The sequence below is a fragment of the Pseudoalteromonas galatheae genome, from assembly GCF_005886105.2.
Classification (GTDB): domain Bacteria; phylum Pseudomonadota; class Gammaproteobacteria; order Enterobacterales; family Alteromonadaceae; genus Pseudoalteromonas; species Pseudoalteromonas galatheae.
The window spans coordinates 3,010,860-3,029,980 of sequence record NZ_PNCO02000001.1; the positions used below are offsets into that span (position 1 = coordinate 3,010,860).

Sequence of the window (19,121 nt, forward strand, 5' to 3'; positions counted from 1 at the left end):
GCCTGTATGCCGTTAAAAACGACATTTCACTATGCTGCACTTTTCGGTGCAGCGTTACTCATGGCAACAGCGCCCGCTGTTGCCAACGAATCTAGAACCAAACAAGACTTAAACGAAGTCCAGCAACAGCTTAAAGCTAGCCAACAAGCATTAGAAAAGCAGCGCGGTGAAATTAATCGTCACGAAGCGAAGCTCAAAGCCTTTGAACTTGATATTGCCAAAAGTGCCAAAGCAATCTCACTCACAGAAGTAGGGATCAAAGAAAACCAAACTGAGCAGGCTGAACTTAAAAAGCAAGAAAGCACGCTGCTAAACGACAAGAAAAAATTTGAAAAGATCCTCGCGGCTCAGCTAAAAAGTGCCTACATGACAGGCTCTCATGATTATTCCAGAATGTTACTTAATCAAGAGCATGCCACAAAGCTAGAGCGCACCATTGCCTATTATGATTACCTAAATAAAGCACGGATTAAACAGCTCGAACAACTGAAATCTATCGGCAAAGAATTGGCACAGACTCAAGCAGAGTTAGCACGAACACAAGCACGCTTAGAAGCGCTACAAAACCATCAGAACGAACGCTTGGAAGCGCTCAAAAAGGCGCAGCAAGAACGTCAAAACCAGCTTGCAAACCTAAATAACAAACTCAGTGAAACACGCTCTGCTATCGCATATTTAAAAGAAAATGAGCAAACCTTAATCCAAACCTTAGAAGAGCTTGCCAAGGCCCAGAGAGAAGCCGAAGTACGCTTAGATGGGTTAGCCAAACTCAAAGGCAAAATGAGTTTACCGACCAGAGGCCGAATTAAGCATAAATTCGGCCAAAGCAAGCATGCTGGAATGAATTGGAAGGGTGTTCTCATTGGTGCAAAAGAAGGTGCTGAAATTGCGAGTGTCGCTCCCGGTCAAGTCGTATATGCAGATTGGTTAAACGGCTTTGGCTGGGTTATTGTGCTCGACCATGGTCATGGTTTTATGAGCCTATATGGCCACGCACAAACGCTGCTTCGCGATGTTGGCGATCAAGTTCGCAGTGGTGAAGTGATCGCTTTGGTAGGACAAAGCGGCGGACAAAGAGATTCTGGTCTATACTTTGAGATACGGCATAAGGGAAGCGCTGTAGATCCGATAAAATGGTGCAGATCCAGTTAACTGAATAACCCGTGCTGCGCCTTGATGAGGAGCAGCACATGAATAGACAAACCCGGTTTTACGCGCTTGCAGCGCGCTATGTTGCATTATTAAGCTTCCTGCTTTTGTTAAGTTTTAGCGCTTTTAGTCACGCGTCGACACAAAAGTTTTCGGCTCAAGAAATCGATGAAATCCTGTATCATATTCACACCTATTACGTTGAAGACTTGCCTCTGAGCCGTTATAACGCAGGCAACCTGTCGAGCCTTTTTGATAATTTAGATCCCTACTCTAAATACCTCAACGAGGAAGACTTGGAATCCATCTTCAGTGCAGCAAATGGACGCTACACGGGGCTTGGTATCGAAGTCGAGGAACAAGATAATTACGTGATTATTTTAGATACTCTGCCCAATTCACCTGCGGATCAAGCCGGAATAGAGAGCGGTGATAAACTCCATGCAATCAATGGGGCTAATGTCGTGGGTAAATCGATAGAAGAAGTGTCTGCCCTACTCAAAGCTGCAAATAAAAATCTCATCAATTTAGTGGTATTAAGACAAGACGAGCTGGTTGCACTTGAGCTTAAACGTCAAGAGATAGTCATCGAAAGTGTCGCTAGTAAACTCTTAAATGACGGTACCGGTTTTTTAAGCGTCAACAGCTTTAATCACCACACCTATCATGATGTAGCAAGACAAATAAACCGACTACAAGTACAGTTAGGCAGTCCATTAAAAAAGCTGGTTATTGATTTACGTGACAATCCGGGTGGCACACTTAATAGTGCAGTGGCAATCTCAGATCTTTTTTTAGATAGTGGCACAATCGTCACAACCAAAGGTCGCTTCTATGACGCCAATCAGGCGTACATTGCAAAGCGAGGAGATATTTTAAATGGTGCGCCTATTTTGGTATTAATCAATAATCGTTCCGCTTCAGCGGCCGAGATCTTAGCCGCCGCACTTAAAGATAATAAACGTGCCTTAGTCGTTGGCTTACGCTCTTATGGTAAAGGCTCGGTTCAATCCTTGATCCCGATTGGCAATGGTACTACTGCATTAAAGTTAACGACAGCGAGATACTACACACCAGCAGGTACATCAATTGAAGGTAAAGGTATAGAGCCCGATGTATATTTTACCAAACAAGCGCTTTCCCTGCTCGATAAAAGCGCTATAATCACTGGTGAAGAATCAATCAAAACAACCGGTATTGAACAGCTAGCATCGCATTGGCCAAAGGCGCTGGCGTTAGTTCAATCACAGTAAATAAAAAGCGGTCCTGTAGGGCTGTAAACTATAATAATAATTTGTGTGCTAAAAAAAATAATCGGGATAATACTGGCGTGCATGACCTTTGCAGTGCCGGCAAAACAGTTTGCCATTGTTATAGACGACATTGGCAATCACCAACGTGACTTGGAGTTACTGTCTTTACCGGGTGGGATCACTTTTTCGATCCTGCCCCACACGCCTTTTTCTCAACAATTTGCCTTTGCAGCCAGCCGCCAACAACGCGAGCTTTTATTACATGTGCCAATGCAGGCACAAGACTCGGAAAAGGCGCTTGGTCCGGGCGCATTAACCACCGATATGGAAAAATGGCAGTTGCAAATGACACTTGGCAACGCGCTGTCGACGCTGCCCCAAGTTAAAGGCGTAAACAATCACATGGGCTCAGCACTAACCGAACAAATAGAGCCAATGAAATGGACTATGGAAATATTAAAAAAGCGCGGATTATACTTTTTAGATAGTCGCACCACTAGCCACAGCCAAGCCCAATATGCAGCCAACCTTTACGGCGTGAAAAACGTCGCTCGACAGGTCTTTCTAGACAATGACATATCCACAGAGGCACTTAACGAGCAGTGGCAGCATATGCTTAAACTACTTGATAATCATGAGCATGTGATTATTATTGCACACCCATATAAGGAAACTGCCGCATTTCTTGCAACCAAGTTAGCAGAACTTGAAAGTACTGATGCCAAACTGGTTCCGGTGTCTCAACTGATTGAACAAAAATACGTACGACTTGCAGAAATTGCAGAGCAACCTGCTATTTCCGGACAATTACGACTCCAAGAATAAAGGCTAACAATGATTATCATCAGACCGTTTCAAAGCGGCGAAGAAGCCGCGCTACACAAGCTTATGTTTGACACAATACGCTCGGTAAATATACAGCATTACTCCGATAAGCAAGTTAATGCATGGGCACATAGCGATATTGCCGAGAAAGGCTGGCAAGACCGATTAAGGAGCAATCAACCCCTTGTCGCCGTGCTAAATGGTAAAATTGTTGGCTTTGCCGATATCCAAGCCGACGGTCTTATTGATCACTTTTTTTGCCATGCCGAACATCAAGGCCAAGGCATAGGTAAAGCACTTATGCTCGCACTTTTAGAACACAGCAAAACAACCAACACAACGCGCTTATTTTCCCATGTTAGCAAAACGGCTAAACCTTTCTTTGAACATTTTGGTTTCCGAGTGATAAAGGAGCAACAAGTGAGCGTTCGTGGCGAAGTGTTAACCAATTACCTAATGGAAAAGGATATGCCCGCCTGCTAGCAAGCATACGGGCTACCTTCCCTAGTCAATGGGCGCAAACTGCGTTGGTAAAGCACTAAATTGCAAAGATGGATTTAGCTTCATCCACTTTTTCTTATTAGGGATTTGGATCTTAAACTCATCATCGGTTACAAACTTGTGGGTTTTACCTGTTGCATCCACAAACTGAATTGATGCAGGTTCGGTAAATGTAAACTCTAGTTCATCAAAGCTTGGAGCAAACCAAGACAAGCTACCAGCCATCAACTCAACAAAAGCGTCCATGTCTTCTAAAAGGATGAATAAATCGCGATACATAACCTGCTGCTTAGTCAACGGCGCTATATCCGTATTGACCATAATCGCAACGGCGTCTTTTTCTTGATTGATTACTAAGTTGACTTTATCTGCGCGTGACTGCGATAAAATAGGTAAATCAATATTGCCGTCTTTATCTATGATACCGTTGGCAATGATCTTGCCATCTTGCTCCAACCAAAGTTTAACATCCTCTAACGCGATATCAGGCTGCTTCACTTCCACTGTAAATTTAGACAAGATATATTGCGACTGCGCTTTGTTGACAATTAAATCTAGAATTTGATTAATTTCTCCATATTCAACACTTCGCTCTGCTGCAAAAACAGAATTACAAAGCAAGCTCACGACAGCACCTAACATCAACAATTTTTTCATTGGGTTATCCTTTTAATTTTTATATTTATAAGAAGCCCACTGCAAAAAATAGTTCAAAACTTGATCTCAATTCCATACATCCCGAACAGATCAGGCTAAACTCAAAATAAGCATATGGATTGAAAAGGAGTAACAGATGACCCAAACCGTAGCTGATTTAATGACCCCAGATCCTTTTGCAGTAATTGCTGAAAATACCTTGCAAGATGCGCATAATTTAATGAAAGAAAAAAACGTTCGTCACATCCCAGTAATTGACGAAGCGGGAGTCTTGGTTGGTATGCTCACGCAAAAAATTATGATCGCCAAGGTAATGGGGATAATGGCAACCTACGGCGCAAATGCGCTTGCAAGAAAAGAAAAGCAAACAAAAGTACGAGATATTATGGCGACCGATTTTGCGAGCGTGCGGCCGGGTCAATCATTACAAGATGTGGTGCGCTTTTTTGTCGATAATCGCCATGGCTGTATGCCTGTGGTGGACGAACAAAACAAATTGGTTGGAATACTGACTTCATCAGACTTTGTGCGGCTCGCAGCGGCACTATTGTCTTAAACGTGGTAATAAACCGAGTGTATTCCACGGAATACACTCAGCTAACCACATGATTACGCTTTTTCTTGAAGCGTTCTCGCTACGGTTCTCATGCCTAAGGTCGTTGCACCTGCAGCCCATTGACCACCTGCGCTATTTTGGAAAGAAGCTGCAAGGTCGATATGTACCCAACCTTGACCTTCGTTTGGTACAAAGCGAGATAGGAAGCCTGCAGCATTCGATGCACCACCAAAGCCGCCACCTTTTTGTGCTCGGCTGTTAGCTGTATCCGCATAAGGCGATGGACAGTTATTTTGGTGCCACTTTTCAAGAGGTAACGGCCACGCGGCTTCAAATTCGTCACTCGCGTACTGCTGTACATCGCCGACAAGTGCTTTATCTAAGCCAAATAGTGCATTGTACTCTTGACCTACCGCAACGAGCGCAGCGCCCGTTAACGTAGCAGCATCAATGATAAGCTCAGCGCCTGTTTCACCGGCAGCCATCAACCCATCAGCCAATACTAAACGTCCTTCAGCATCGGTATTCACGATTTCCACTGTGGTGCCATTTTTGTAGGTAAGAATATCACCTAACTTATAGGCATGGCCTGAGATAAGGTTCTCAGCACAACATAGGAACAACTTAACACGACGGTCAAAACCACGCTGAATAGCCAGCGCTAAACCAGCCGTTACGGTTGCCGCCCCGCCCATATCACACTTCATCGTAAGCATGCCTTCGCTTGGCTTAATCGAGTAACCACCTGAGTCAAACGTGATCCCTTTACCCACAAGTGCAGCGCTAACTGGAGCGTCATCATTACCCGTCGGATTGTAGTCAAGCTCAAGTAGTACTGGTGGACGCTCACTGCCGCGCCCGACTTCATGAATACCGATCCATTGCTGCTCTAACAACGCGTCGCCTTTAATGATTTGATAGCTAACATGCTCTGGTGCCAATGACTGAATAAACTCAGCCGCTTTCCCAGCAAGACTTTCAGGGTAAATGTCTTCGGCCGTACCGTTGATCATCTGACGCATCCATGTCGCCGACGCTTTTAGTGCATCAAGCTCTTTTAGATCTGATTGGTCGTTGTCAACAAACACCACACCATCTAATGCTTTTGGTGACACAAATCCTTGATAAAAAGCCCATTGAGATTCAGTACACCACAAGTCACCCTCTAGATGAACTTGCTTAATCCCTTGTTGTGCGATGCTACGAGCCGCTTTCTGAATATTCTTCAGCGTTTCGTCTTGTTGTAAATGGATAAAAGCACCGTCCTTTTCAAACGACAATGCAGCACCAGCAGATAAATACTCTGGTTTAGCGTCTTCACTCAGTCGTACAATAAATTTCTCTGACATTCTCTTTTCACTCTTGTGCTTGTAAGTGTGGTTAAGTGTACACTAGCCACTAAATACACCCAACCTAAAGCGACCAATGAAGTTTTCTAGGCAATTACAACAAGCAACCTTGCTCAAACGATATAAACGCTTTCTTGTCGACTTACGCGCCCCAAGTGGTGACGAATTCACCGTACACTGCGCCAATACTGGTAGAATGACCAATTGTGCAGACCCGGGATTTACAGCCTATTATTCCACCAGCGATAACCCTAAGCGAAAGTACATTCATTCGTTGGAGCTGACGCAAGATAATGATGGTCATTTTATTTGTGTAAATACAGCGGTGGCCAATAAAGTGTCTGTTGAGGCCATTGAGCAAGGAAGAATAACGCAATTGCAAGGCTACAAAACACTTCAAACTGAGGTGAAATATGGGGCTGAAAATAGCCGAATTGATATTTTGTTGAGCAACCTCGAAAATGGACAATCCTCGCAATTCTGCTACGTTGAAGTAAAGTCGGTGACGTTGCTCGAGCAACAGCAAGGTTTTTTCCCTGATGCTGAAACCTTAAGAGGTCAAAAACATCTTAGAGAATTAATCCACATTAAACAGCAAGGTCACCGTGCGGTATTACTGTTTGCCGCGCTCCATACAGGGATTAATTGCGTCAAACCAGCCAGTCATATAGATCAAAGATATGCAGCGTTAGTGAAAGAAGCAATTTCTCATGGGGTAGAAATCATTGCTTACCGAGCGCATATTGACGACAACCAAGTACAATTAATTGAAGAAATTCCTTTTGATTACGCTTGACTTTTTTCATGTCGCCCACATATAGCCGTGATAGTTTTCTCCCCCAAAATAGTTAAACATTGAAAAAGTGGCTGACATTTGCAGCAAAAAAGTGTTTGCTAAGGGGTAAAGATTTTGCTATTTATACCCGCCGGCGAAAGCTGGGGTTATGTATTAAGGATTTAGGAGAATGGTATGCCAGACCAGAAAAAACTAGGGTTATTGGCTCAAGCCGGTGTAGAACCTTATCAAGAAAAGCCAGGCGAAGAATACATGAATGAAGCACAACGTGCTCATTTCAAAGCGATATTAGAAGCATGGCGTGCCGATCTACGTAATGAAGTAGACCGTACTAAGACACACATGCAAGACGAAGCGGCAAACTTTCCTGATCCTGTGGACCGTGCAGCGCAAGAAGAAGAGTTTTCTCTTGAACTGCGTACTCGCGACCGCGAGCGTAAGCTAATCAAGAAAATTGAGAAAACACTTCAACTTATCGAAGATGATGACTTTGGCTTTTGTGAGTCGTGCGGTATTGAAATCGGCATTCGCCGTTTAGAAGCGCGTCCAACAGCTGATCTTTGCGTTGATTGTAAATCTCTCGCAGAAATCAAAGAAAAACAACAAGGCAGAGGATAATCTCAGCCCTGTGTCCCCAAGCTTAAAGCAAACTGGGAGCTATCGCGGTCGATTTGCTCCCTCGCCTTCCGGTCCACTTCATTTCGGCTCTCTTGTAGCCGCCCTGAGTAGCTATTTAGACGCAAAAGCTAATCAAGGTAAATGGCTCGTTCGCATCGAAGACATAGACACACCGCGTGTAGTTATGGGTGCTGCCGACAATATATTAACCACACTTGAAGCATACGGCCTTTACTGGGATGAAAAGGTTGTCTATCAATCACAGCGCCATGCCCTATACCAAGACTATTTGACGACACTAAAATCAGACTCCCTTGTGTATCCATGTCAATGTACAAGAAAGCAAATTAAAGCAATGGGTGGGTTTTATAACAATCATTGCCGAGCTTTAGCGCTAAGTTGGCAAGATAACGCTTTGCGCCTACAGCAGCGCTGTCCAGTTACTGAATTTAATGATGCAATACAAGGCACGGTTGTCATTCCCCCTGCAATTGCGCATGAAGATTACATCGTTAAACGCCGCGACGGCTTATTTGCTTATCAATTGGTGGTGGTAGTTGATGACATAGAGCAAAAGATTAGTCATATCGTACGTGGTGCTGACCTGCTAGAACCCACAGCAAGACAAATTAGTTTATTTCAACAACTCAACCAGCCACCACCTGAGTACGCTCACGTACCACTGGCTGTCGCAGAGCCCGGATTTAAGTTATCTAAGCAGAATCATGCGCCAGCTATTGATAACCACAATCCGCTACCAACCCTTTATGCCGCGCTGCGTTATTTGCATGTGCCGGTTGATTCTCTCCATAATTATCAAGACGTTGGCGCATTACTGACTCACGCTATTGATATTTTTAGTCTTGATCACGTTCCTAAAGTACAGGAAATTCAACTAGACTCTCTAGAAAATGGCGATTTTGCTTTTCGCCCACTGTTTTCAAGTACTTCAATTTAGTCTCATTTGAGTATATGATAGCGAGCCTTAAATGCGACCTGTTTTAAGACAAAAGCAGTGGTTCACAACGACTAGAATAGAAAACTTGATTGCTCAGGAGACGAGTTATTATTTCCAAGCTTGTAAACTTTTGCCGCCAGTTTGTAACTGGAAAAGGCGATGAGACGGTGAAAATGGCCAGCCCGACACCTGCGATAATTCCTCGCAGCGAGCATGGTATATCTCGTAAACAATTTAGCCCTAACGCTATCAAAGTGCTCTATCGCTTAAAAGACGGTGGCTATGATGCCTACCTAGTTGGTGGTTGTATCCGCGATATCATGCTAGGAATAGAGCCTAAAGACTTTGACGTCGTTACCAATGCAACACCTGAACAAATCAAAAAGCTCTTCCGTAACTGTCGCTTAATAGGTCGTCGTTTCCGCCTTGCGCACATTGTTTTTGGACGGGAAATTATTGAAGTTGCCACCATGCGTGGCCATCACCAAAGTGATGACTCTTGTGCCACGACAAGTCAAGCCAGCGAACACGGGCAGCTATTACGCGACAATGTCTACGGCAGTATTGAAGAAGATGCCGAGCGCCGCGACTTTACTATCAATGCGCTATATTATTCGATCAATGACTTTACTCTACGCGACTTTGCTGGTGGTGTTGCTGACATTAAAGCGCGTAAAATTGAGTTGATTGGCGACCCTGAAACTCGCTATCGCGAAGATCCGGTACGCATGCTCAGAGCCATCCGCTTTGCAACCAAACTAGATATGGAGATTGCTACCCCGACCCGCACTCCGATTAAAGCACTAGCGCCGTTACTTGGACATATTCCAGCTGCACGCTTGTTCGAAGAAACGCTAAAGCTATTTTTAAATGGTAAAGCGGAAGAAAATTTTCTTCAGATGCGTGAATACGGCTTATTTGCGCAGTTATTCCCAGCGCTCGATAAAATACTAGCACAGCCTGACAATGACTTTGAGCGTCGCTTTATTCAGCAAATGTTTGCCAATACGGATAGCCGTATCAATGCGGATAAAAAAGTAACCCCTGCATTTATCTATGCAGCGCTTTTATGGTTCCCTATTTTAGCTAAGAGCGAAGCGCTTGTGGCCGAAGGTATGAATGAATATGATGCCTTTATGCAAGCCATTAATCACGTCCTTGCTGAAAATGCTAAACATGTTGCGGTACCTAAACGCTTTACTTTAGGTGCCCGAGATATCTGGCATATTCAACAACGCCTAGATAAACGTTCAGGCCAGCGTGCATATCGCCTAAGCTTGCAGCCGAGATTCAAAGCCTCATATGATTTCCTATTATTGCGTGTTGAAAGTGGTGAGCAAGAGCAAGAAGAACTTGCAGCTTGGTGGACTGACTACCTCAAGAATGACGTCACCGGCCAAAAAGACATGGTTCGCAACTTAGGTAACCAAAGCAAACCTAAGCGTCGTTATAATAGACGTAAGCCAAAAAGAAAACCGAAAGAAGATTAAATGAATATTGCGTACATTGGATTGGGTGCAAACCTATCCGAGCCGATGGCACAAATACAGCGAGCACTCGATGTGCTCGCCGCCCATCCAGACCTCTCGCTTGTCCAGCACTCTAGCCTGTATGGCTCAAAACCTATGGGCCCTCAAGATCAACCTGATTATGTGAATGCCGTAGCAAAACTAGCAACATCATTAACAGCAGAGTCTTTACTCGATGTATTGCAACAAATAGAGCTTGAACATGGTCGTGTACGCAAAGCCGAGCGCTGGGGACCGCGCACGCTCGATTTAGATATTCTGCTTTTTAATACCGACACCATTCACAGTGATAGGCTTACGGTGCCACACTACGGCTTGAAAGAAAGAGAATTTGTCGTCTATCCACTATTAGAGATAGCGCCAGAACTCAAATTACCTGATGGCACTGAGCTTGGCTCTTTATCACAGCACTTACCACTTAACGGATTAGCAATCCTCTAATAAACCAATTCAAGGGGTTTACCATGGCAAAAATTTCCGTCTCAACACTTGCCAAAATGAAGCGTGAAGGAACAAAAATAACCGCTCTCACCGCTTACGATGCAAGTTTTGCAAAGTTATTTCACGACAATGGCGTAGATGTCATCTTAGTAGGTGATTCTCTGGGTATGGTTTTACAAGGTGGTGAAGACACTTTAGCCGTTACCACGGATGACATTGCCTATCATACCCGTTGTGTACGAGCTGGTAGTAAAGAGCTATTCGTTATCGCCGATATGCCTTTTATGAGCTACTCAGATCCACAGTCAGCCTGTCAGAATGCGGCTACCTTGATGCGCTCTGGTGCAAACATGGTAAAGCTGGAAGGTGGTGAATGGCTCTACGACAGCATTGCACTGCTTACCCAACAAGGGATCCCAGTTTGTGGCCATTTAGGGTTAACACCACAATCAGTGCACGTGTTTGGTGGCTTTAAAATTCAAGGTCGTGAAGAAGCACAGGCACAAAAGATGATAGCCGATGCACAAGCGTTAGAACGTGCTGGTGCACAAATGATCGTGATTGAATGTGTGCCTTCGGCATTGGCTAAACGCATTACCGATGCCGTGACAATTCCGGTTATTGGTATTGGCGCAGGTAAAGAGACCGATGGCCAAATTTTGGTTATGCATGACTTGGTTGGTATTTCCGCAGGCTATATTCCTAAATTTTCTAAGAACTTCCTGCTAGAAACTGGCAACATGCCAGATGCGGTGAAAAAGTTTTGTGCAGACGTGCAATCAGGTGACTTCCCGGGTCCTGATCACGAATTTAATTAAATTTGCGATGAGTGATGCTTATCGCTGAGTCTGATCCAAGCATTTTGTTTGGGTTGGTATTGTTATTATTAGTTAGAGTACAACATGCAATCAGTTACTGAGATTAAATCGTTACGAAGCCAGATTAAAGCTTGGCGCCAACAAGGGTTGAGCATTGCCTTCGTACCAACGATGGGCAACCTTCACCGTGGTCATTTTTCTTTAGTAGAAAAAGCGAAAACCCTAGCGGATAAAGTCGTTGTCAGTATCTTTGTAAATCCAATGCAATTTGGTGCGAACGAAGACCTCGACAGCTACCCACGTACGCTCGATCAAGATAAGCAGGGCCTTGCAGAATTAGAAACCGATATTGTGTTTACGCCTACCGTTGAGACCATATATCCTAACGGCCTAAATGCGCAAAGTTTTGTTGATGTACCAGGAGTATCAGAAGGACATTGTGGTGGCACACGCCCAGGACACTTTCGTGGCGTTGCAACGGTTGTCACTAAACTGTTTAACTTAGTACAACCTGATTTTGCCTGCTTTGGTGAAAAAGACTTTCAACAGCTACAGGTCATCAAAACAATGGTGAAAGACTTGTCTATTCCTGTTGAAGTGATTGGTGTTGCGACTCAAAGAGAAGTTTCTGGACTGGCGATGAGCTCACGTAATGGTTACCTCTCTGAATCTGAAAAAGATACTGCTAAAGTACTTTTTCAAGCGCTAAAAGCAGCAGCTGGCGCTATAGAGAATGGCGAAAAAGATTTTTCGAAGGTAACAAAAAATGCAACAGAAATGCTGCATAATGCCGGATTAAAGTTGGATTATTTTAACATTTGTCAAAAAGATAGCTTGAAACCTGCTACACTCGAAGATAATCAACTCGTCATTCTTGCCGCAGCTTTTCTCGGCAAAGTCAGACTGATTGATAATATTCAAGTCACGGTCTAAGGAATAATAATGAAAATTGCGTTCGCCTTATTAGTATTTTCTACCACCCTATTGGGGTGCAGTAACTCTATCTCACCTGAGTTGAACCAGTGTGCACAGCAGAATTATCAATGCGAACGCAGCTGTGAGATGCAAAACACACCAGAGACAATGTCTTTACAGATATGCACTGATAAATGTATTGAGCAGTATAATGCCTGCAAAGTACAGGCTGAAAAAATTACCGAGAGCAAACGATAGTTTGCTCTTATTTTAGCAACCAGCTCCCTTGCGATCCCTTTAAATACAAATACTTCCCAACTCCCACCATTATTTTTTATTCTCTCATTTGGAATATTTTGCGATATAATAAACTGGTCTGATGAGATAGACCTACAACACCAACTTAAGTTGGCTCACGACTTGATTTCTTAAACAATGCAAGCAGTGAGTACTAACTTTTCTTAATAACTTGTTATTTCTGGTTTTTATTCTAATCTCTAAGACAAAAGTAACACGATTGTTGAGCTCGGTATCAGCACTTTTAATGCGTGTTACAGACACGACTCTTTGCAAAGAAAATGGGAATCAATATGAAAAAGTCAGCAATTGCATTAGCGATAGCGCTTGGGGCAGTGAGTTTTCACAGCGCCGCTGAGATCAGAATTAATGGTTTTGCTTCCATTATTGGTGGCCAAACGCTAGATAGTGACGACACACTATATGGCTATGACAATGATTTTGATATGGAAAACCGTAGTTTATTCGCCCTACAACTTTCCGCCGATCTACAAGAAAGTCTAACTGCCACAGCACAGATCGTGGGCCGTGGTCAGAATGACTTTGATGCCGAGTTTGAATGGGCATACTTAACTTATGCGATTTCAGATGCTTCACAGATAAGCGCAGGTAAAATGCGTATACCATTCTATCGCTACTCTGACTTTTTAGATGTGGGCTATGCATACCGCTGGGTTAAACCACCTCAATCTGTATATAACCTAAGCTTTAGCACCTATAACGGATTGAGTTATATCCATAACTCAACATTAGGGGAGTGGGAAAGCACTGTACAGCTAGCATTAGGCAGCGTAGATGACGACATTGTTGCTATTACCTACTCAGATGAAGCTGAGTTAAACAACACAGTAGGCATAAACTGGACACTAAGCAGAGATTGGTTCAGTATGCGTGCGGCCTACTTTGCTACCGAAGCGAGCATTAGCGCAGCTAATAGCCCTGAACTATCGGGATTATTGGCAGGGTTGACTGGCTATGGGCTAACTGAACAAGCGGATGATATTGCTGTCGATAAAGATGATGCTTACTTTGCCGCGATTGGTATTGCTATCGACTACAACGATGTCTTGTTCGACGCAGAATACACCCAGTTTGAAGTGGATAACAGTATACTTGCTAAACAACAGCAGTATTACGCTTCACTCGGTTACCGTATTGATGCATGGACTGTCCACCTAACCTACGAACACAATGAAGACAAGAATGAGAACGACGAGTTTAACTCTGTCCCACTCACCATCACCGCTCCAAATGGCGTAACCATTCCCGTCACGGCCGATCCAACCAATCCAAATGCACCTTATTTAAGAACTCTTGTTAATGGTGCGCTTGCAGGCGCTCGTGCAGAGTCTGAAACATGGAGTATTGGTGCACGTTATGACTTCCATCCATCAGCAGCATTCAAAATTGAACTAAACCAATTCGATAACACGTTGACAGATCAAAAAGTTGAGCTGTTGAGCTTCGGTATCGATTTAGTATTCTAACGGAGGCTAATATGATTAAAAAAATACTGAGCTTAGGGCTACTGTTAGCCAGCCAGGTAGCTTTAGCAGATATTGCTGTTATCGTGAACTCAGCCAATGCATCTGCTGTTGATGACGGTACTATCAAAAAGTTATTCCTAGGTAAAAGCAAATCATTTGCCGATGGTAATAGTGCGACCCCTGTGAATCAGGATGGTAATGCTGTATTTGACGAGTTTAACGACAAAGTGATTGGTAAATCTAGCTCTCAGCTAAATGCCCATTGGTCTAAATTAGTATTCACTGGTAAGGGAACACCTCCGAAGAAGCTCGATAGCGATCAAGCGGTAATCGATTTTGTTTCGAGCAATGCAGACGCAATTGGTTATATTGACGCAAGCAAAGTAACCGATGCCGTCAAAGTGATAGGTAAATACTAGGGCCTTTGACCTTTGCTGTTTGATTTTTGTTCTTCTGAGTGGGTTTTGGTCGCGACGCTCGACTTGCCGTCTAGTGATCTAGGTAAAAGTTGAGCAACAATGAACAAAGCGTACTCAGGTGAAACCAAAGGGCAGCGCTTGATTGGTATTTTCACTGTGTGCTCGCCTGACTCACATAGAATGACTATGCTACGCAGGCTCTGCCTTGTATAAATACCAATCAAACTGCTGCAAAAGCAAACTTGAAAGATAAACAGACCCTAATATTCCTTATCAAATAAAAACAGCCACTTAATGTGGCTGTTTTTATTTATCGTTTAAAAATTAAAGCATTAGACTCTAAATTTTGAGGTTGCATCTTTCAAGTTATCGGACAATACATGAAGATTCTCAGCAACGTCTTGTACTTCATTCAACGCTTGCATTGTGTCTTGGAAAGACTGGTGCATAGATGTCACATTGTTTACCACCATCGCAGCTACCGAGGTCTGCTCTTCCGTTGCCGCAGCAATTTGACCATTCATGCTATTTATTGACAAGATTTGTGCTGCTATCTGCTCAATCGACTGTCCGGTTTGTGCTGCAGCTTCCGCGTTATTAATTGCCATACTGCTTGCACTTGTCATTGCTTTCACCGCTTGGTTTGCCGCTTCTGTTAACACATTTAAAAGTTCTCTTATCTCATTGGTCGACTTTGCTGTTCTTGAGGCTAATTCGCGGACTTCATCAGCAACCACAGCAAAACCTCGACCTTGCTCACCAGCACGAGCCGCCTCAATCGCAGCATTTAAAGCAAGTAAATTGGTTTGCTCTGCAATTGATGTGATCACATTTAAGATTTGCGTCACGTTCTGTGTATCATCAGCTAGCTTATTGATCGTCTCTGCTGCATGATTAATTTCTTCACTTAACGCTTGTGATTCGTTAACTGACACCTGAATTTGGCGCTTACTCTGCTCAACTTCTTGTTCGGCCAGCTGGGCAGCATCTGATGCCTGTGACGCCGAGTGAGAGATATCACCCACACTTAACCGCATTTCTTCCATAGATTGACGTACCACTTCCGCGTCATGCGTTTGTTGCTTAGTTGCCCCTTCAGCTTTTTCCATGCCCTGAACAAGACGGCTTGAGTCTTTCATCAAAGGCTCGACGACACTCATGACCTCGACAACCGCCCCTTTTAGTAAAGCAACAAACTCATTGAAGTTGATGGATACTTGGCCAATTTCATCGTGAGAGCGCACATTGAGCGTGGTGGACAAAGAACCCTGCCCTTGCGCTAGCAGTTTCAGATTTTGCGCCGCATCCTTAGCGGAGTTGCCAATACCTCTTGCAATCACAACCGCTAAGAAAACCAGAACAAGTAAAGAAATAACAGCCACAATCAGCATTATCGTGAGCGCATTTGCTGAACGTGCTTCAGTGTTTTGTAGCAGTTCGACAAAGCGGTCGTTCGCGTTTGCTTTCGCCTTGGTAAAATCTGCGACTAGGCCTTCGTAGATTTCAGTTTTCTTTTTGGCATCTTCTTGAATACGGGAAAAGTCAGCTGTACCATCAATCATTCCCCCTGCAATTTGTTGCGCAATTTTACCGTACTGCACAAGCTCGTCGCTATTATCTGAAGGCATAAAGCCGCTTTGTACCGACTCAATTTTTTGCAGGTTCGCTTGAATTTGCTGCTGATATTCTTTTGCTTTATCTAGCAACTCTGCATCCCCGAAGGTTACAGCTTGAGTGAATAGCTCATCTAAATTCTGCAGCTTATTTGCATTTTCTGTGGCGAGGTTAAGAATTTTATATGTCTGCTCCTCTAATTCATTTAATGCCCTTTGATTAGAGCTAATAGCGTTGTAATTAACAAACACGATAACCACAAAAGCGACAACCGCAACGAGCGTAATGGCGTGGATCTTTTTGGTAATACTAAGATCAGCAAAAGCAGTACCTAGACTCATATATACACCTTTTGAAGTAAGACGAGTTCATTATCGACTGATTTATTATAAATTTTAACTAAATATAGAATATTTCCAGCTTTTTTGCCGTTTTAGGATGAAGATTTAAACAAATTATTCAATCTGGGAACATGATGATGTAGTAACAAAAAATGCCGCTCAATGAGCGGCATCAATAACAACAAGTAATTAGCGAGTTGAATAATAGATTAGAGTAAACCTAACTTTTTCAATTCGCGTGTCGCCATTTCGCTAGAAAGAGGAACGTAACCATCTTTCTCAACGATCTTTTGACCTTCTTTAGACAATACCATCTTCAAGAATTCAGCTTCGATAGGTGCTAACTCTTTATTAGGGTGCTTGTTTACATATAGGTATAGGAAGCGAGACAGCGGGTATTTACCCTGTGCCACATTTTCTAATGTTGCATCAACGTAGTTCGTGCCTTTTTTCGCTAATGGCACTGTACGTACGCCTGAGGTTTTATAACCGATACCAGAGTAACCAATCGCATTCACTGAAGACGAGATAGACTGTACCACAGACGCAGAACCTGGCTGCTCGTTAACATTATTGCGGAAGTCGCCCTTACACAGTGCTTTTTTCTTGAAGTAACCATAAGTACCAGATACTGAGTTACGACCATAAAGCTGGATATCTTTTGCAGCCCAATCCCCCGTTAGACCAATGTCACTCCAGCGATTTGCTTGTGCTGATGCTCCACACTTGCGCGTTGAAGAGAAGATTGAATCAACCTGTTCAATTGTTAAGCCTTCGATTGGGTTATCTTTGTGTACAAATACTGCTAGGGCATCAATTGCGACACGAACTTCTGTCGGCTTATAACCGTAGCGCTTTTCAAAAGCCTCGATTTCTTTTGACTTCATCTTACGGCTCATTGGACCGAAGTTTGCCGTTGCTTCCGTTAGAGCTGGTGGCGCAGTTGAGGAACCAGCAGCCTGGATCTGGATGTTTACGTTAGGGTATATTCTTTTGTATTCTTCAGCCCAAAACGTCATCATATTGGCAAGCGTATCAGAACCTACAGAAGAGAAGTTTCCTGAGATACCGCTAGTTTTATTGTACTCTGGTAACTTTTCGTCTAAAGCAGATACTTGAGTAGAAACTAATGTAGTAATAGCCACACCCATTGCGGCAACTAAGCTTTTAAATTTCATTGGGGTCACTCCAGTTGTTGGTCCCAGTTATTTTACGCAGCTCATTGTGCAGCGATAAAATGACAATAAAATTACTCTTAAATTACACTTTTATGACTTTCATCATTTGTCATAAAAATTCGCTTTTGTTTTGGGAAAGCAAACCAAAAATGAGAACCTTCACCCACTTTACTTTCAATATGTAAAGCCGAGTCATGGCGAGACAATACGTGTTTAGTAATTGCCAAACCAAGGCCTGACCCGCCCGTTTTCCGACTACGCGCTTTATCCACACGGTAGAAACGTTCCGTTAGACGGTTTATATGTTCAGGCGCAATACCATCACCATTATCGACGACACTAAACGTCGGCAAGTCATTTTCTAAATACCAACGTACATGAATGTGCCCACCAGGCTTGGTATAATGGACAGCATTGAAAATTAAGTTCGAGAATGCGCTACGCAACTCATCCCCAGCTCCCTTGATATCCAAAGTCGCATCAATATCAAAAACGAGCTCATGACCTTTTTCCTGATTAAGTGACTTGGCTTCAGTATGAATAAGCTCAAGCATGGCAGGAATATTCACGGCTTTATCATTGTCTTGTTTTCTCGCCCCTTCAATTCGAGATAAAGAAAGAAGTTGATTTACCAGACTATCCATCCGTTTACACTGATCTATCATAGTGCCATGTGCCTTAGCCCACATCGCGGGAGGTGGCATATTATCGCTATCCATCATCTCTAGATAACCAGCCATAACGGTTAGCGGCGTCCTTAACTCATGAGATACGTTTGCGACAAAGTCTTTGCGCATCTGCTCCAATTGCTTTAGTCGACTAACATCACGCGCCACTAGCATAAGTTGTTCGGCATAAGGCATTACACGTATTTCGAGCACTTGCTCATGACCAAGCCCAGTCTCTAGCTCTAACGCTTCATCAAAACGATGTTCATGCATGTATTTTACAAATTTGGGATCTCGGATAAGGTTATCCAGCCTCTGCCCATGATCTGTAGGCCATTGCAAACCCAGCACTTTCAACGCTAGCTGATTACACCACACGATACTGAGATCTTGTTGCAGTACAACTACCGCATCTGGGATGGCTTCAGCCCCCTCTCGAAAGCGTCGGATCAGCTCAGCGAGTTCATTGCGCTTTTTACGATTACGTTGCTGAAGCTGATAGATCCCTTCAAATACTTGTTCCCAAGCGCCCTTACCTTCAGGTGGGTTAAAACTTCGCTGATTGAGTAACCAATCACTCAAGCGATAGAGTTGTTTGTAATGCCAAACTAATAAGACGAAAGCACCGATGAACATAAACAGAAAAGGTGCACTGACTAAATAGCCAATTAAGGCTAATGGTAAGAAATACAAAAACAGGCGTCTCGTTAACGCCTGTTTATCAATCACTCGATACATAGACTAAATCCACT

Annotated in this window: 20 protein-coding genes; 15 read left to right on the top strand and 5 right to left on the bottom strand. The window is 43.5% G+C overall.

The genetic code is table 11. The annotated features are described in order from the left end of the window. Positions 1-6: 6 nt before the first annotated feature. The 4 genes from CWC29_RS13345 (at position 7) to CWC29_RS13360 (ending at position 3,710) form a co-directional block, all read left to right on the top strand. Positions 7-1,152, top strand: a complete 1,146-nt coding sequence (locus CWC29_RS13345) for a murein hydrolase activator EnvC family protein (protein WP_138522685.1) — start codon at positions 7-9, stop codon at positions 1,150-1,152. Positions 1,153-1,190: 38 nt separating this feature from the next. Beyond that, positions 1,191-2,402, top strand: coding sequence for a S41 family peptidase (locus CWC29_RS13350; RefSeq protein WP_128725321.1), 1,212 nt, complete (start codon positions 1,191-1,193; stop codon positions 2,400-2,402). 81 nt (positions 2,403-2,483) lie between these two features. Continuing rightward, the gene (locus tag CWC29_RS13355; RefSeq protein ID WP_128725322.1) at positions 2,484-3,227 is read left to right on the top strand and encodes a divergent polysaccharide deacetylase family protein; all 744 of its coding nucleotides are present in this window, start codon (positions 2,484-2,486) and stop codon (positions 3,225-3,227) included. A 9-nt stretch (positions 3,228-3,236) separates the two neighbouring features. Further along, a complete protein-coding gene (locus tag CWC29_RS13360) occupies positions 3,237-3,710 on the top strand; it encodes a GNAT family N-acetyltransferase (protein WP_138522686.1) in 474 nt (157 codons plus the stop codon). A 21-nt stretch (positions 3,711-3,731) separates the two neighbouring features. On the opposite strand, the gene CWC29_RS13365 is transcribed toward CWC29_RS13360, so the two are convergent. Further along, positions 3,732-4,385 (bottom strand): DUF2987 domain-containing protein, encoded by a 654-nt coding sequence (locus CWC29_RS13365; RefSeq protein ID WP_138522688.1) that lies wholly within the window; start codon positions 4,383-4,385, stop codon positions 3,732-3,734. Positions 4,386-4,521: 136 nt separating this feature from the next. Here CWC29_RS13365 and CWC29_RS13370 point away from each other — a divergent pair, with 136 nt between their 5' ends. Beyond that, positions 4,522-4,941: a CBS domain-containing protein gene (locus CWC29_RS13370; protein WP_128725325.1), complete on the top strand. Its 420-nt coding sequence runs from the start codon at positions 4,522-4,524 to the stop codon at positions 4,939-4,941. A gap of 53 nt (positions 4,942-4,994) precedes the next feature. Here the strand turns inward: CWC29_RS13370 and pepB are convergent, their stop codons facing one another. Beyond that, complete coding sequence (pepB, locus tag CWC29_RS13375) at positions 4,995-6,290, bottom strand: aminopeptidase PepB (RefSeq protein ID WP_128725326.1); 1,296 nt, start codon at positions 6,288-6,290, stop codon at positions 4,995-4,997. A 76-nt stretch (positions 6,291-6,366) separates the two neighbouring features. Between pepB and sfsA the strand changes: the two genes are divergently transcribed. The 10 genes from sfsA (at position 6,367) to CWC29_RS13425 (ending at position 14,568) form a co-directional block, all read left to right on the top strand. Next, the gene (gene sfsA / locus CWC29_RS13380) at positions 6,367-7,086 is read left to right on the top strand and encodes a DNA/RNA nuclease SfsA (protein WP_128725327.1); all 720 of its coding nucleotides are present in this window, start codon (positions 6,367-6,369) and stop codon (positions 7,084-7,086) included. A 174-nt stretch (positions 7,087-7,260) separates the two neighbouring features. Beyond that, positions 7,261-7,704 (top strand): RNA polymerase-binding protein DksA, encoded by a 444-nt coding sequence (gene dksA / locus CWC29_RS13385; RefSeq protein ID WP_017216564.1) that lies wholly within the window; start codon positions 7,261-7,263, stop codon positions 7,702-7,704. 10 nt (positions 7,705-7,714) lie between these two features. Next, the gene (gene gluQRS / locus CWC29_RS13390; protein ID WP_138522690.1) at positions 7,715-8,662 is read left to right on the top strand and encodes a tRNA glutamyl-Q(34) synthetase GluQRS; all 948 of its coding nucleotides are present in this window, start codon (positions 7,715-7,717) and stop codon (positions 8,660-8,662) included. A 173-nt stretch (positions 8,663-8,835) separates the two neighbouring features. Beyond that, positions 8,836-10,152, top strand: a complete 1,317-nt coding sequence (gene pcnB, locus CWC29_RS13395; protein ID WP_138522696.1) for a polynucleotide adenylyltransferase PcnB — start codon at positions 8,836-8,838, stop codon at positions 10,150-10,152. Further along, a complete protein-coding gene (gene folK / locus CWC29_RS13400) occupies positions 10,153-10,632 on the top strand; it encodes a 2-amino-4-hydroxy-6-hydroxymethyldihydropteridine diphosphokinase (RefSeq protein WP_128725329.1) in 480 nt (159 codons plus the stop codon). A gap of 23 nt (positions 10,633-10,655) precedes the next feature. Then, on the top strand, positions 10,656-11,450 hold the full coding sequence (panB, locus tag CWC29_RS13405; protein WP_128725330.1) for a 3-methyl-2-oxobutanoate hydroxymethyltransferase: 795 nt from the start codon (positions 10,656-10,658) through the stop codon (positions 11,448-11,450). A gap of 84 nt (positions 11,451-11,534) precedes the next feature. Then, positions 11,535-12,383, top strand: coding sequence for a pantoate--beta-alanine ligase (gene panC / locus CWC29_RS13410; RefSeq protein ID WP_128725331.1), 849 nt, complete (start codon positions 11,535-11,537; stop codon positions 12,381-12,383). Between the two features lie 9 nt (positions 12,384-12,392). Further along, positions 12,393-12,623, top strand: coding sequence for a hypothetical protein (locus tag CWC29_RS13415; RefSeq protein WP_039491465.1), 231 nt, complete (start codon positions 12,393-12,395; stop codon positions 12,621-12,623). A gap of 332 nt (positions 12,624-12,955) precedes the next feature. Continuing rightward, positions 12,956-14,149, top strand: a complete 1,194-nt coding sequence (locus CWC29_RS13420; protein WP_138522692.1) for a porin — start codon at positions 12,956-12,958, stop codon at positions 14,147-14,149. 11 nt (positions 14,150-14,160) lie between these two features. Continuing rightward, positions 14,161-14,568 carry a type 2 periplasmic-binding domain-containing protein gene (locus tag CWC29_RS13425; protein ID WP_128725333.1) on the top strand — a complete coding sequence of 136 codons (408 nt, stop codon included), beginning with the start codon at positions 14,161-14,163 and terminating at the stop codon, positions 14,566-14,568. Between the two features lie 332 nt (positions 14,569-14,900). Here CWC29_RS13425 and CWC29_RS13430 read toward each other — a convergent pair whose 3' ends face one another. From CWC29_RS13430 to phoR, 3 genes are all read right to left on the bottom strand, one after another. After that, a complete protein-coding gene (locus tag CWC29_RS13430; RefSeq protein WP_138522694.1) occupies positions 14,901-16,523 on the bottom strand; it encodes a methyl-accepting chemotaxis protein in 1,623 nt (540 codons plus the stop codon). A gap of 209 nt (positions 16,524-16,732) precedes the next feature. After that, positions 16,733-17,701, bottom strand: a complete 969-nt coding sequence (locus CWC29_RS13435; RefSeq protein WP_128725335.1) for a PstS family phosphate ABC transporter substrate-binding protein — start codon at positions 17,699-17,701, stop codon at positions 16,733-16,735. Between the two features lie 77 nt (positions 17,702-17,778). Further along, entirely contained in the window at positions 17,779-19,107 is a 1,329-nt protein-coding gene (gene phoR, locus CWC29_RS13440) for a phosphate regulon sensor histidine kinase PhoR (protein ID WP_128725336.1), read from the bottom strand. Between the last annotated feature and the right edge of the window lie 14 nt (positions 19,108-19,121).

Coding starts and splice junctions, on each gene's coding strand:
- CWC29_RS13345 (WP_138522685.1), top strand. CDS start 7: ATGCCGTTAAAAACGACATTTCACTATGCTGCACTTTTCGGTGCAGCG.
- CWC29_RS13350 (WP_128725321.1), top strand. CDS start 1,191: ATGAATAGACAAACCCGGTTTTACGCGCTTGCAGCGCGCTATGTTGCA.
- CWC29_RS13355 (WP_128725322.1), top strand. CDS start 2,484: ATGACCTTTGCAGTGCCGGCAAAACAGTTTGCCATTGTTATAGACGAC.
- CWC29_RS13360 (WP_138522686.1), top strand. CDS start 3,237: ATGATTATCATCAGACCGTTTCAAAGCGGCGAAGAAGCCGCGCTACAC.
- CWC29_RS13365 (WP_138522688.1), bottom strand. CDS start 4,385: ATGAAAAAATTGTTGATGTTAGGTGCTGTCGTGAGCTTGCTTTGTAAT.
- CWC29_RS13370 (WP_128725325.1), top strand. CDS start 4,522: ATGACCCAAACCGTAGCTGATTTAATGACCCCAGATCCTTTTGCAGTA.
- pepB (WP_128725326.1), bottom strand. CDS start 6,290: ATGTCAGAGAAATTTATTGTACGACTGAGTGAAGACGCTAAACCAGAG.
- sfsA (WP_128725327.1), top strand. CDS start 6,367: ATGAAGTTTTCTAGGCAATTACAACAAGCAACCTTGCTCAAACGATAT.
- dksA (WP_017216564.1), top strand. CDS start 7,261: ATGCCAGACCAGAAAAAACTAGGGTTATTGGCTCAAGCCGGTGTAGAA.
- pcnB (WP_138522696.1), top strand. CDS start 8,836: ATGGCCAGCCCGACACCTGCGATAATTCCTCGCAGCGAGCATGGTATA.
- folK (WP_128725329.1), top strand. CDS start 10,153: ATGAATATTGCGTACATTGGATTGGGTGCAAACCTATCCGAGCCGATG.
- panB (WP_128725330.1), top strand. CDS start 10,656: ATGGCAAAAATTTCCGTCTCAACACTTGCCAAAATGAAGCGTGAAGGA.
- panC (WP_128725331.1), top strand. CDS start 11,535: ATGCAATCAGTTACTGAGATTAAATCGTTACGAAGCCAGATTAAAGCT.
- CWC29_RS13415 (WP_039491465.1), top strand. CDS start 12,393: ATGAAAATTGCGTTCGCCTTATTAGTATTTTCTACCACCCTATTGGGG.
- CWC29_RS13420 (WP_138522692.1), top strand. CDS start 12,956: ATGAAAAAGTCAGCAATTGCATTAGCGATAGCGCTTGGGGCAGTGAGT.
- CWC29_RS13425 (WP_128725333.1), top strand. CDS start 14,161: ATGATTAAAAAAATACTGAGCTTAGGGCTACTGTTAGCCAGCCAGGTA.
- CWC29_RS13430 (WP_138522694.1), bottom strand. CDS start 16,523: ATGAGTCTAGGTACTGCTTTTGCTGATCTTAGTATTACCAAAAAGATC.
- CWC29_RS13435 (WP_128725335.1), bottom strand. CDS start 17,701: ATGAAATTTAAAAGCTTAGTTGCCGCAATGGGTGTGGCTATTACTACA.
- phoR (WP_128725336.1), bottom strand. CDS start 19,107: ATGTATCGAGTGATTGATAAACAGGCGTTAACGAGACGCCTGTTTTTG.